This is a genomic window from Rhodococcus sp. EPR-134, assembly GCF_001647205.1.
Classification (GTDB): domain Bacteria; phylum Actinomycetota; class Actinomycetes; order Mycobacteriales; family Mycobacteriaceae; genus Rhodococcus_F; species Rhodococcus_F qingshengii.
On the sequence record NZ_LVCT01000734.1, the window covers coordinates 1 to 13,113 of the forward strand.

13 protein-coding genes and 1 tRNA gene are annotated in these 13,113 nt (G+C 60.8%); 6 read left to right on the forward strand and 8 right to left on the reverse strand.

Annotated features, from left to right (window positions below):
* The 3 genes from A2J01_RS31735 to A2J01_RS31745 all read right to left on the reverse strand — a co-directional run.
* The coding region (locus A2J01_RS31735; RefSeq protein WP_197494343.1) for an MBL fold metallo-hydrolase at nucleotides 1–429 on the reverse strand (429 nt) is incomplete at its 3' end.
* Nucleotides 430–566: 137 nt separating this feature from the next.
* Nucleotides 567–1,820 carry a wax ester/triacylglycerol synthase domain-containing protein gene (locus A2J01_RS31740; RefSeq protein WP_054780856.1) on the reverse strand — a complete coding sequence of 418 codons (1,254 nt, stop codon included), beginning with the start codon at nucleotides 1,818–1,820 and terminating at the stop codon, nucleotides 567–569.
* Nucleotides 1,821–1,866: 46 nt separating this feature from the next.
* Nucleotides 1,867–3,531, reverse strand: coding sequence for a hypothetical protein (locus A2J01_RS31745; protein ID WP_231916172.1), 1,665 nt, complete (start codon nucleotides 3,529–3,531; stop codon nucleotides 1,867–1,869).
* Between the two features lie 183 nt (nucleotides 3,532–3,714).
* Between A2J01_RS31745 and A2J01_RS31750 the strand changes: the two genes are divergently transcribed.
* Entirely contained in the window at nucleotides 3,715–4,332 is a 618-nt protein-coding gene (locus A2J01_RS31750) for a hypothetical protein (RefSeq protein WP_064114317.1), read from the forward strand.
* Nucleotides 4,333–4,532: 200 nt separating this feature from the next.
* Nucleotides 4,533–5,024 (forward strand): FBP domain-containing protein, encoded by a 492-nt coding sequence (locus A2J01_RS31755; RefSeq protein WP_007726512.1) that lies wholly within the window; start codon nucleotides 4,533–4,535, stop codon nucleotides 5,022–5,024.
* A gap of 149 nt (nucleotides 5,025–5,173) precedes the next feature.
* On the opposite strand, the gene A2J01_RS31760 is transcribed toward A2J01_RS31755, so the two are convergent.
* From A2J01_RS31760 to A2J01_RS31780, 4 genes are all read right to left on the reverse strand, one after another.
* A complete protein-coding gene (locus A2J01_RS31760; protein ID WP_007726514.1) occupies nucleotides 5,174–5,914 on the reverse strand; it encodes a hypothetical protein in 741 nt (246 codons plus the stop codon).
* Nucleotides 5,911–6,846, reverse strand: a complete 936-nt coding sequence (locus A2J01_RS31765; RefSeq protein WP_042452339.1) for an ABC transporter ATP-binding protein — start codon at nucleotides 6,844–6,846, stop codon at nucleotides 5,911–5,913. Before A2J01_RS31765 ends, A2J01_RS31760 begins: the two co-directional genes overlap by 4 nt.
* Entirely contained in the window at nucleotides 6,843–7,205 is a 363-nt protein-coding gene (locus A2J01_RS31770; protein WP_064114318.1) for a GntR family transcriptional regulator, read from the reverse strand. Before A2J01_RS31770 ends, A2J01_RS31765 begins: the two co-directional genes overlap by 4 nt.
* Nucleotides 7,206–9,752: 2,547 nt before the next feature.
* A tRNA-Gly gene (locus A2J01_RS31780) sits at nucleotides 9,753–9,826 on the reverse strand.
* Nucleotides 9,827–10,131: 305 nt separating this feature from the next.
* On the opposite strand from A2J01_RS31780, the gene dcd reads away from it, so the two are divergent.
* From dcd to A2J01_RS31800, 4 genes are all read left to right on the forward strand, one after another.
* Complete coding sequence (gene dcd, locus A2J01_RS31785; protein WP_003943702.1) at nucleotides 10,132–10,701, forward strand: dCTP deaminase; 570 nt, start codon at nucleotides 10,132–10,134, stop codon at nucleotides 10,699–10,701.
* 25 nt (nucleotides 10,702–10,726) lie between these two features.
* The gene (locus A2J01_RS31790) at nucleotides 10,727–11,011 is read left to right on the forward strand and encodes a hypothetical protein (RefSeq protein WP_003943682.1); all 285 of its coding nucleotides are present in this window, start codon (nucleotides 10,727–10,729) and stop codon (nucleotides 11,009–11,011) included.
* A gap of 91 nt (nucleotides 11,012–11,102) precedes the next feature.
* Complete coding sequence (locus A2J01_RS31795) at nucleotides 11,103–11,309, forward strand: hypothetical protein (protein WP_007726530.1); 207 nt, start codon at nucleotides 11,103–11,105, stop codon at nucleotides 11,307–11,309.
* A gap of 30 nt (nucleotides 11,310–11,339) precedes the next feature.
* Nucleotides 11,340–12,863 carry a hypothetical protein gene (locus tag A2J01_RS31800; protein ID WP_064114320.1) on the forward strand — a complete coding sequence of 508 codons (1,524 nt, stop codon included), beginning with the start codon at nucleotides 11,340–11,342 and terminating at the stop codon, nucleotides 12,861–12,863.
* A gap of 3 nt (nucleotides 12,864–12,866) precedes the next feature.
* Here the strand turns inward: A2J01_RS31800 and A2J01_RS31805 are convergent.
* A partial coding sequence (locus A2J01_RS31805; RefSeq protein ID WP_331715366.1) for an IclR family transcriptional regulator domain-containing protein occupies nucleotides 12,867–13,113 on the reverse strand: 247 nt, incomplete at its 5' end.

The following is a 13,113-nucleotide window of genomic DNA, read 5'->3' on the forward strand; positions in this document are numbered from 1 at the left end:
TGGCAAATGAATGACTGTCGCAGTGCGGTCGCCGAGGTCGAAGACGTGGCCGCCCGCCATCCCCGACACGTTCTCGTGGGTCGGGGGTATGCCGTATTGCGTAGCAATCGACTGCTGGACCTCGACTCGTTCGTTCGGAGGAAGGCCGTAATTGGTGAGCATCGTGTCGAGGGATGCGACTGCGGGTGCGTCGAGATGGTGCGCATAGGCCGGGGTGTCGAAATGGCGTAGTCCGGCGATGTGGTCCTCGTGCCCGTGGCTGACGAATACGAGGTCTGCGCCGACGGGGTCGCGGTCGAGGGAGAGCGAAGGGTCGATGACGAGCGTGCTTTCAGATCCGTGCACTACCACGGTGTTCCCGTAGGGGACGGCACCACCGTTCTCAGGAACCAGTACCGAGACCTTGCCGAATTCTGCAGGTGTGAACATCTTTCGCCTTCCTCGTGACGATCGTGTCGTGACGACACCGGCTTGCAGGCTCGAATCAGTGGAGATGTTGTCGAGACGTCTCGACAGTATCCGTTGCCCAAGCGGCGAGGTGCATCGGATAGTGGCAGTAGATCCAGTCAGTGTGCAGTGCCGGCTATTTCGTCGAGAGTCCGTTCGACGGCTCGGGCGATCTTGCTTGCAGGTGGGAGATGCTCGGCATCGGCCTGGATTCCGATCCAGAATGTGTCGTTGTAGGACGCTGCGGTGAAGCCGACGCGGACATTGCCCGCCAACGGGCCCAGAGGCCAGAGTTCGACTAGCGCTGCCCCGTCGAGCGTGAGCGGGCCGCGCGGTCCATGGACGTTGGACGCGACTGCACCGATCATGTGCTGCCGCTTTGCGAGCTTGTCGAAAACGCCGGCGATACGCGGTGACCGAAAGGTTGTTCCCGCAGCGCGTGCGGAAGGTTTGGCCGCAGCGGTTTGCTTCGCGACGATCGCGACTGTGCGTTGTGGGTCGGTTTCACGAAGTGGAAGGTCGATGATCATGAACCCGACGGCATTGCGTGCGCTACCGATCGCTGTGACTGCGACGGGTACCGATACCGCAATCGACTTGGGGATGGGCTCGCCGCATTCTTGGAGGATGAATCGCAGTCCGCCGCCCACCGCAACGAGATAGGCATCGTTCAAAGTGCCTCCCGCTTGCTGCGCGGCATGCTCGATCAGAGAGGTGCGGACGTTGACGGACGAGATCGATCTCGTGGGACCAATGGCGCCCAGCAACACCCGTGATCGGATTGGCCGGTGCAGGAAAGTACCGATTCGAAATCGGAGGAGGTCGAGGGAACCGGCGGCCTTCGGAGGGATGTTCGGCACGGGAGCGCCCGGGTCGGTACTTTTCGAATCAGGTGAGGCGAACAAGCGCTCGAAAAGGTCGCTGGCTCTGGCGCCGTCGAGAACCGCGTGATGCACTCGGATCACAATGCCGCACAGACCCGGTCGAGCTGCAGGAACGAAGGCGATGTGCCACAACGGTCGGGTGGTGTCGAGGGGTTGCATCACGAGTCGACCACAGACGGATTCGAAGTCGGGTTCTGTAGGCCCGCGTTCGTCAAGCGAGAGATGGAGGTCGAAGTCGATGTCGTTTTCCGTCCACCACCATGACCCGTTCCGCATGATCGGTCGCTGCCGCAGTAACGGCTCCTGCGCGATGTGAGCGGCGAGAGTGCGGTGAAGTCGCACTAGATCAGGTCGACCGTCTCGATCGACGAAGCCACCAGGAGCGAGCAGTCCGGCAATAGTGACCAGGTAGGGCTGGACGTGCACACCGAGCTGGAAGCTCGCAGCGTCGACGGGTGATATCGGCACGTCGGGTGTGGTGTCGACCATCTGCTGAGCCTAATCGAGGCGACATGGTGGACGGCGCTGTTTTCGGCTAGCGGATCACCAAGTCGTGGTCGGTGGCGCTGAGCGTGATCGCGGCAATGGGGTTTCCGTGCATCCAGTCCTGCACGAACGCGTCCAGAGCGGGGTTCGATGCCCGATCCGCGTACGCGTCCGACGGGATCTCGATTGCCCCGACGAGGTGGCGCGGATCGGCATCGAGGCCGGATGCGCGGGGAGTCATCCGTAGTCCGTCGGCGGTGTGCAGGACGACCGGAAGAACCGTGCCATCCGGTGCAGTCACGGTCGCGGTCCGCGTGGTGGCGACCGGGTCGAAATGGTCCACGTCCAGTCGGTATCCGGACGGTTGTGCGTGCTGGCCGATCGCGTCGAGCATGCGCGGATCCACCACAGAGTACGGAAACCCGATGTCGATCAGAGTCTGACCGTCGATGGCACCGTCGCGGGCGGGCAAGGTCGTGGACAAGTGCCAGGGGGCAGCGGGGGACAGGGTATCCGTCGACCGGTCTGTCGGCGCGTTTTCGATCAGTGTGCCGAGGAGGGACGCGCCGGTCGGTGTGAACTCCCAGTCGCCGCCGACGAGATCCTTGTGCCAGAAGCCGGATTCGGCGCCGCGGAGACCCTCGACACGCAACTCCCGCCGGTTCAGGCCGGGACCGAGTGAGTGCACACTGATCGCGGATGTAACTTCACCGGGAATTTTGGGCTGGTGCACCCAGTCGGGGGCCGGAAGTTGGATCGCGGCGGTGCTGCGGTCCAGTGTTTCGGCCACGAGGTTGGGTGCCGACGGCTTGTCCGACTGATCTTCCCAGCTGTAGCGGAAGAAGATCGAGTCCGATCCCGAAGAATCGAAATCAAATGTGCGGGTGTACATGTCGCCGTACTTGTTCATCACGAAAGTGGTTGATCCGGCCGCCGACAGCGAGTCCGCCTGGAATCGCCCGCCGAGCGGGCCGCCGATCTCGTAGCTGTCGTCGTTGGGCAGCCACGGGTCCGCGTAGGTTATCCGGCTGCCGTCCCCGGTCAACGTGGGGATCATCGTCATCTTGGCGAGTCCGACGAAGTGAATCCGTCCTGCGACGTCGGTGAAAGTTTGGTTGTCCCAAGGCGACGAGACGCTCAGTGCCCACCCGTTCGGGTGGTCTCCGGGGAGTTGTCGGCCGGGACCGCTCCACAGCGGTGCGCCCCATGCCGAGGTCCAATTCCACACCAGCGGATCCTGGGATGCGTTGTCCATCGTGTAGATCCAGCCGTTGTCGTCGACAGCGACGAGTTCGTCGTCGTCCAGTGATATCCCGACCAATCGTCCACGCAGGCACCCGGGCATCGGCACGAAACGCCACGGTTGAGCCGTTGATGCGCCTGGCTCTCGCGGCCGAGCGAGTAAGTCGTGGTCGACTAGCGCGAAGTCCCAGAAACGATTGAATTGCGTAGTTGGCGTGCGGATCTGGACCGAGCTGGGGGCGGTTGAACCGGTGAATGTCGGTAGGTTTGCCAACCCGACTCGACCTCCACCGGAGGGCGCACCTGGTGGCAGTTGGGCGGTTCCGAATGATATGCAACTGGCCGGCCCAGGTTCGGTGGGCGCGGCAGCGGCGAGGGGAGTGGACCACAGGAGGGCGGCGGAGAGTAGGACGCCGACGCTCAGCAGTCGCGGTCGGTGCGGGTGCGAAACTCCACTCGCGGTCTCGTTCACCGTCCGATTGTCGCATGATCGGCACGTTGAATCTGCGAATTGTGAGGTTTGTCCATCTGTGTCGGTTGCGGCGAGAGTGCCGATCGCTACGTTGGTTGTTGTGAGTGGAACGAGAGTGCGTGTACTGCAAAGGTATTCGCCGTGTAGCTGAGTTTTGCCATGACCTGCAGATACGGTGGGGTGATGAGAAGGCCGAAGTCGCTGGGTGAATGGTTGGTAGCTGACCCTCCGGAGTCGTCCAAGCCACCGGGGCCGATTCTTTTGGCATTCACCGTTGTTCCGCTCATTGCGTTGGTCTGCCGGCATTACGGTTGGTGGCCTTCGCCGTTCGGGGAGTACAGATGGTTGGATCCCTTCCTCGTCAGCGCCGCGGCTCTGCTCATCTTGATCGTGGTCGGTCTGGTGTGGGCGATCCGCACCCTCTATGCCCTTGGCCAGGACCGGCGGTGGTCGTGGTGGATTCTGTCCTCCCCGATCGCCGTCATCGCTGCAGTAGCTCTGGTGTTGCTGATGCCGCCGGCAACTTTCCTCGACAAGAGCGGAGAGTTCGAGACCATCGCGATTGGTCTTTTGGAGCAGCCTGAATCGACCGTGGAAGAGCTCGAGATCGGCCAGTTCGATATCAGTAGTGCCCATGTCGTGCGGCCGGATGAGGTCTACTTCATCGACAACGACAGCATGTTCATCACCTCGAGTGGGTGGGTGTCCTCGCCCAGCGGCCCACCATCGGGGTTCGATGATTTCTCCGCAACTCACCTCGGCGGACCTTGGTACGAGTTCACGGCGGTATGGCGTGACTGATAAATCGAGTGGCCTGTAACGCAGGCCTGTAGCTACCATCGCGGTGTGGATACGTACACGGTGACGCCCCATGGGCGTGAGGGGGTTGTCGGCGTCGTCTTCGCCGGCGACAGATAGCGCATTTCGGACCCGACAGCACTTGGTGCTGATCGGGCCATGAGCTGTACCCACCTTCACCGAGCCACGATTGGTATACACCCATGATCATTTTGACCGATACATCTATTCGTTCCAGCCTCGTCAACGCGAGTCGTAAGGAGAAGTCCGATCTCACCCTGCCGGACGGCTTCGGCACCATCGACTTCGACGCTCTCGACTACCTGGGCTGGCGAGATCCGAAAATGGGCCGACGCGCCTACGCGATCGTCCCGACACTCGACGGGGAGACCATCGGAGTCTTGCTCGTTCAAGCCGAGGCCACTCCGCGATCGCGCGCCCAGTGCTCCTGGTGCCGCGACACGCGACTCCCCAACGAGGTCGTCTTCTACGGCGCCAAGTTGGCCGGGCCCGCCGGTCGACGTGGCAGCACGGTCGGAACACTGATCTGCCGAGACTTCCAGTGCTCGTCCAATGTTCGTAACGACCCCCCGCTCCCGTATGCCGGCTACGATGCCGCCGCTGCGCGCCAGAACCGGAAAGATGAACTGGTGCTGCGGGCTTCGAGTTTTGTCGAGCGGGTGGCTCGGCAGTAGAGCGGACCAAATCGGGGACGAGATAGCACCCTGTTGCGACGTTCGTCCCCCTTTCCTGACTCAGGGAGGGGGACGAGCTGTCTAGACGGGTTTGATCCGACGAGCACTTCGAGACGACGCGACATGTGGCGTCGCACATGATTGCGCGGTCACGGCGTTGCTCGACGCAACGTCGCCCAGGCTCCGGCGATGCACGCGATGGCAAGGGCCAGAGGGAGTAGTGCCATCGGTACCACTCGGGGAGTATCGACAAACCACGAACCGATCGCCGGCCACCACCCAGCCCAGGTGATCGCGATCGCTGACAAGCCGAGCAAGCCGAAAAGCCCGGTGAGGGAGGCGAGTAGACCGGTGATCCTCCACCGCTGGTAGATAGCACCTGCCAGCATTGCGATCGAACTGGTCAGCAGCAGCGTCGCGAACAGTGCGAGCAACTGTACGGCGGTGTTGTCGGTGAAATAGCGTGCGATGCCGAACATGCGCATGTGCACACCCCAGCCGTTGGTGGCGGACTCCAGCACGGACAGCAGTTGCAGCGCGATTGCGAAGACTGCGGACTGTGCCAGCGCCATAACCGTGGTGGCAGTGAAGAACTCGCGGCGAGTCACGCTCAGTCCGAGCGCGAATGGGAACGTCTGCGTCATCGACTGGAGGTAGAACGCCAGCACGAAACCGTAGACCGAGAACACACTGCCGGTGAATCCCTCACCCTCCTCGTTCCCGACGATCGCGTAGATAGTGAAGCTGATCAGGAACGAGATCAACAGGATGCCCACCGGCCAGGCGATCAGCAACGGCCACGCGACCGTGTGCAGTTGTAGGACGGCACCGATCCTGGACCGAGCGGGCGTCTTCGGGACCGTCCGTGGCTCTGTCGTTGCGATACTCATACGGTGATCTCCTTGCGCTGCGTCGAAGTCGCGATGACAAGTTCCTGCAAAGATGCCGGTTCCACTTGGACTCCTGCCTCCCGCAGTCGGTTTCGCTCGGTCTCTGTCACATCGGCCTGCAACATGATTCGGCTGTGGGCGCCCAGTGTCTCCCGGCGCAGGACCCTGCCGGACGCAGCAACGGCATCCACCGCATCAATGGGACCGGATACCACCACGGCGCGGCTACGCAGTGCATCCGCGTCTGCGTCGACGACAATCCGGCCGCCGTCGACGACAATCACGTGCTCGAGTAGATTGGCTACCTCGTCGATCAGGTGAGTCGAAAGCACCACAGTGCGAGGATGTTCGGCGTAGTCCGCAAGCAGGCGATCGTAGAACAGTTGGCGTGCAACGGCATCGAGACCGAGATACGGCTCGTCGAAAAGCGTCAGGGGCGCGCGGGAGGCGAGTCCGATGATCACCCCCAATGCCGACCGCATGCCGCGTGAAAGCTTCTTCACCTTGCGACAGAGGGGAAGTTGGAAGTCGTCGAGCAGTGTCTCGGCGAACGCGTGGTCCCAATTCGGGAGTAGATGGCCGGCGGCGACGAGTACGTGCTTGACCTTGAGGTCTTCGGGGTACGTCTGGCTTTCCTTGACGAAGCACACGTTCGCCAGTACGTCGGCATTTTCGAACGGGGCAGCGCCGAATACCTCGACGTCGCCGCGGGTGTGCAGGTCCTGCCCGGTCAGTATCTGCATGATCGTCGTCTTGCCTGCGCCGTTACGGCCGAGTAGGCCGTAGATCTTGTTGCGGCTGATCTCGAACGAGACGTCCGCGAGCGCGTCGACATCCCCGTACTTTCTGTCCACGGAGCGCATCGAGGCGACAAGTTCAGTTTCGTCGAAACGCCTGACTCGGGGCTCGGTCGTTGTCGTGCTTGCGTTCATCGGTCCGCCTTCCAGTCGTCCAGCATGGATTTGAGTTCGCCGAGGGAAATCTGGAGCCGGTCGGCCTCCGCGACCAGCGGCTCGATGTACTGGCGCGCGAACGCTTCTCGGCGTCTGAACCTGAGTGCGTCGCGGGCACCGACCGTGACGAACATTCCGATTCCCCGCTTCTTGTAGAGGATCCCCTCGCCTACGAGCTGATTGAGGCCCTTGGCTGCCGTCGCCGGATTGATTCGGTGGAACGCCGCCAGTTCGTTGGTTGAGGGCACCTGCCCGTCTTCCGGCAGGGAGCCGTCGATGATCGAGCCTTCGATCTGCTCGGCGATCTGCTGGAACAGTGGTCGTCCGTCGTCGATCACGATGATCGATGCCCGATGTTCACTGGTTCATTACTCATGTAATGAACCATAGAACATCGTGGGGCATGTTGGCAATGAGATCGCGGAATCTGGCACCGATGACTTGGGTCTCCGAGCGCTGCCTATCGGGACATTCATCGCAGAGGCTGATGGAACAGCTTGGATGCAGACCGGCTACGACTTCCAGATCCCGGGGCGTTGCGCACAGGCATTGAGCTTCTTCGAAACCATGGAACCGCCGATCTAGGTGGTCGACCACGGGACGGGGCACCTTCGGGTGGCCGGTAGTTATCGCCTCAATGAATTCGGCCACCTCGTCGAAGGCGGCAACTATGTCGCGGGGGTCATTCTGCATGGACGTTGTCGATGGAGAGTTCGCTATGTGTTGACGCAAACACCCGTCAGCATCGGCAGTTCGCCACCCACCCGTGAAGCAGGCGAAACCACCAGCCTCGGCTTAGGGGCGTAACCCGTAGTCGTAGAACGGAAGCCGGACCGCACGCGGCGGTCGGGCCCCTTTTCGTCAACCCAAAGACGGAGTCGTATCCACCGCAAGTAGGGACTTAGCGCCCCGTTTTGGTGTTTCTGTACTGATTTGCAATCCCGATACGTACGCTTCCGGCCAGGGAATCGGACACTCGACCAGCAGGGGTATCTATGCCGAATGTGACAGTGAAATTCGGGGGTTCAGACCCGGAAACAGCAGACCTCGCACGCCGGGCACTGCAACCAGTACTCGACAGCATCTACCGCACATACCGCAGGAAACCGCTCCCATTCGTCGAAGCCGCACTTAGACGCGCAGGTCGAGGAAGCTTCTCACAAGCAGGAATTGAACGATTCGCCGACTACATTTCAAGAGGAGACCGACCGATTCTCACCACATAGCGGCCGCTCGTGATCAGGCCGAAGACCGAAGCGCTTCCACCGGCTACCTGTTCGACGACCTAAATTGGTCAGTGCCAACTAGGTACAGGTCCATCGTGGTCAACATCAACATCAAGAGACAGCGCCCGCGTCCGAGATCGGTAGCTTGCCTCCCCGTAGCAAGGGCACTCGAGCCAGCAGACGTATTCGATCAAACGGAGCTGAGGAGGCTGATTCAGCAGATGCACATTAATCGACCTCTGTGTGAATTCTGCTCACGGTGCACACTCGCGTGATCAAACCAGTCGGCGCTGTGACATTCGGTTGCTGATCCTATTCGGGGCGGCCTCGACCGACTATTTGAGACCTGTCAAACATAAGCTCCCCTTCCTGGCCAGGTAGGGGAGCTTATGTTTGTGACCACCGCACGATCCACGCATCTTCTGATATGCAGGTTTCAGGCAGAGCTGAAAATGTCATCCACATGCGGTCGGCCGATCTTCTCTACAAGTCGGGAGCGGTTAGTGGCCCTGCGCCTTCTAATGAGAAGGGGATCGTGGAACCGTTCGCCATCGCCACGATCATGTTGACGATAGCAAAGAGGACGTTATCCATTTGAATTCACCTCCTCGCTCCGTCTAGGGCCCGGCAAGATTCGCTACTGCATACAGGGCAGATGTCCTGCTATCGAAATTGGGACCTGCAATGTAAGCGGGCGAGCCTGGACCGAATGAGGTGACTGTCCTGATATATCCGAGGCGATTCGAGGAGTTGTAGTCCACCAACCAAGGTCCACCAGAAGCACCTGCGCCAAAGTTGCCCGGTTTGGGAGTTCCGTGAGAAGCCGTAGCTCCGAACGTCATAACCAGGGAAGGCGCTGCGATGCTGCGGGGAATAAGGTTTCGACTCTGGACACTTACGGCCTTCTATCGAATTGGGGCCAATCTGCCGGTTCTAAAGATCTTCGGGAAGGTAGCACGACGCTAATGTGACAGTCCTCGAAACTGGCGTATTTCTTCGAGCTTTATCCGGCTCTCTGGATCCGGAGTGTATGGGTTGATCCATGGATGATCCGAGCAGGCACAAGATGTAGGTTGGTGAGTTTTTCAATGTGCAGAGCGAGGTCGTACATTGGCACTTACGGTTAGGGCGTCCGATACTTAGGAAGAATACGTACTTGATTCTTTTCGAAGGTGATTTTTGACGGACTTGGGTATTTTCACAGTTGTGATTGTGAGAAGATCTGCATTCTTGCATGAGTTGTGGTCCCCGGTGTCCGGGTGCGCTACGGCAGATCGGTTTCAAAAACTTCAACTGATAAGCGCGCGGAGTCCGAGCGGAGACAGTTTCCAACCCCATCGGTTGGTAGTCGCGCTCGAATCACTGATGGACGGCAAACGAACCGAGGTACCGGCGACCATCGGCTTCGAGGTCGACAGCACTCTCCTGACAGTGCGCGCAATGGACACCGATTCAGGCCGGGGGACGACCAGTCGGACTGCATCGATGAACTGCAGAATTCCGAGACGCGGTCCTCTAGCACCCCCATTTTCGTTGGATTCACATTGACTGATCACTGAATGGAGGGGTTGTGTACCTGCCGTGTACCTGTCACAGGATTGGGTCCCAAACAAGCGAAGTTCGACTGCCTCAAAAGGGCTCTGAACTGCGGAGAATCTGTGGAGCCGATGACGGGAATCGAACCCGCGTATTCAGCTTGGGAAGCTGATGTTCTACCATTGAACTACATCGGCGTCGCAGCCGACCGGACGTGTTTTCACCGCCGATCAACGTGCTTTCCGAACATTATCAGACGAGCTTTCAAGCGGCGGTGTCCCCGGCCGCCATTGATCAACACAGGCGTGTCGAAGTCGGCGCCTTCGGTAAATGATTTGCCCAAAATTTTTGCGCAGGAACACCTTTCGGGATGGAGAACTTGAGATAGGTGGGGCTGGGCTCTCCCGTGGGAGTCCAGAACCCGCGCATCGTGTTCGGTAACCACAGTGTGATCGCCCCGGCGATGGGCCGGCACTGCCCGCAGAACCGGTAACCTCTACCTGTGCTGCTCTCCGATCGTGACATCCGTGCCGAAATCTCCGTTGGACGTCTGGGTATCGACCCTTTCGACGACTCCATGGTGCAACCGTCGAGCGTCGACGTGCGCCTCGACGGTCTGTTTCGGGTTTTCAACAACACGCGGTACACGCACATCGACCCGGCACTTCGCCAGGACGAGTTGACCAGCCTGGTCGAACCGGCAGAGGGCGAGCCGTTTGTGCTTCATCCCGGCGAGTTCGTTCTCGGTTCGACTCTCGAAGTGTGCTCACTGCCGAACGACCTCGCCGGCCGTCTCGAAGGTAAGTCGAGCCTCGGGCGCCTGGGCCTTTTGACGCACTCCACCGCCGGCTTCATCGACCCGGGTTTCAGCGGCCACATCACACTGGAGCTGTCCAATGTCGCAAACCTGCCGATCACGCTCTGGCCGGGAATGAAGATCGGACAGCTCTGCCTGCTCAAGCTCTCGAGCGCTGCAGAGTTCCCCTACGGAAGCTCCGAGGCCGGATCCAAATACCAGGGCCAGCGCGGCCCGACACCGTCGAAGGCGTACCTGAACTTCAACCGCGGCTGAACGAACGAACTTCGGGGGGAGTCGGATGATCGGAATTTTCTACGGTCTGGTTTTCATGAACTTGTTGTTCGTGACCAGCACCGTGTGTTTGATGAAGCCGTCCAAAGCCAGTGTTGTTGCGACCGCCTGTGCAGGGGTGGCGTGGCTGTTCTTCAATGGACCGCTGGAAGGTCAGGTCTTGTGGTCGTTGAACAGAGAACACGGTCTGACGGTCTCGGATCTGATGTCGCTTGTTGCCTTCGGCATCGCCGCTCGTGGTTGGAATCAGGTTCGCAAAGCCCGTGAAACCGTCGACGCAGATCGTTTCTGACCTGCGCGCTCACCTGGATTGACCGCCACGATTCGGACAGATGTTTCGACCTGGAGCACAACAGTCGTCGAATCGGGCACAATTACTGGTTATGTGGTGGATTGTCGGAGGCGTACTACTCGTATGGGTCGTGTGTTCCATTCCGATTGCCATCCTGGTGGGGCGGGGTATCGCGCGTCGGGACCGCGCGGAATTCGACGGGCGAAATCAACAGTGGGCCGACGAGGTTGTCAGGTCGATCGAGAAGCAATCGGAGCAGGACAATGCCGATCGACGTAAGCCACCACTGATCAGCTGACCAGCTGGACTTTTCCGGAGGTGAGTGGGCATGGAACTTCCATCCGATACTCCCGACGACGTCGTGGCCGCGGCCGCCGGCGGACCAAGGGTTCCGCAGTTCGATCCCACAGTGGGGATTCCGGTAGTTCCGCCAGGGGGAGATGCTCCCCACCGGTTGGTGGTCATCGGCGATTCGCTGTCGCAGGGATTCCAGAGCGGGGCGATCTTCAATACCGATCTGTCGTATCCGGCGATCATTGCTCACCAGCTGGGCCGGCTCGACCAGTTCCGCTTTCCCCGTTACGGCGGCCCGGGCGGGCTTCCGCTCAACATCGAACTGTTGCTCCGCACCCTCGAGGAGCGCTTCGGCCCACGGCTCGACCTCTGGGAGGTTCCGCTCGCACTCTTTGCTGCACGTGCGTTCATGGATCAGGTGGAGGACTACTGGGAACGCGGACCGGGCAGTGAGGCGCCGACGTTCTCGGCAATCAACCACAACCTCTCGGTGTACGGGTGGGATCTTCGTGACGCTCTGACCAAGACGGCGCAGGGCTGCGAGGATGCTCTTCACCAACCGCACGACGATTTGATCAGCCAGATCGTCGAGAACAACGGTGAGCGCGCCGCACTGCGGGTTCTGCCGCGAGGCTCCGACGCCGAGAAGCGTATGACCGCGTTCGACGCAGCAGCGGAACTGGGCAAGGAAGGCATCGAAACTCTGATCGTCTTTCTCGGGGCCAACAATGCGCTCCGCACCGTCACCGAACTCCGAGTCGAGTGGAGCGGCAACAACTTCCGTGACCCGGACGGCAAGCGCGAATACACGGTGTGGCAGCCCGAGCACTTCGCGTCGGAGTACGCCGAGGTGCTGGCCGCGATCCGCAAGATCAACGCCCAGCACGTCATCCTCTGCACCGTCCCACACGTGACCATCGCACCGATCGCCCACGGGCTCGGCGGCAAGATCGAAATCGGATCCCGCTATTTCCCGTACTACGCGCGACCGTGGGTGCGCGACACAGACTTCGACCCACAACGCGATCAACACATCACCGGCGCGCAGGCATGGGCCGTCGACAGCGCAATCGACATGTACAACGACGGAATCGAGCAAGCCGTCGCGAATGCCCGTCGGGTGGGGAAGGACTGGTACCTCTGCGATATTGCCGGGTTGCTCGAGCGCGTGGCCTCACGGCGCTACGTCACCGACGTCAATGCGCGGCCGTCATGGTGGACGCCGTACCCCCTCCCCAAAGCACTGACCGACTTGCAACCCGTGCCGGACTCGCTGTTCCTCTCCGCCGACGGTCGCGGCGGCCGCGCATCGGGCGGCCTCTTCTCGCTCGACGGCGTTCATCCCACGACAGTCGCGTACGGGGTGATGGCGCAAGAACTGGCGAACATCATGGTCACGGCCGGGGTCCAGTTCGACCGCGCTCAGGTCGATTTCGACCGACTCGTCCGACGCGACACCTTGGTGCGCACTCCGCCGCAGAATCTCGATTCCACGCTCGGCGTCATCGGCTGGGCTGACGAGCATCTCGGCTTTGCCAAACGTGTGTTCGGCCTCTGATTTTCAGCTTGCCTTCGACATCGTCGGTGCAACGATGCGTTCCGCGTACTCCCGCAACAGCACGACCAGGTCTACGTCGTCGACGGAAAGTCTGCCGGTCGGACCTATCACAGCCAAGGCACCGACGACACACCTTTCCGCGTCGTGGATCGGGACGGCGACGGCGGAGCGTCCGACACGAATCTCGTCGACCTCACGGGCGGCCTCACCGCGCCGGATCCGCGAGAGTTCGAGTTCCAACTGGTCGCCG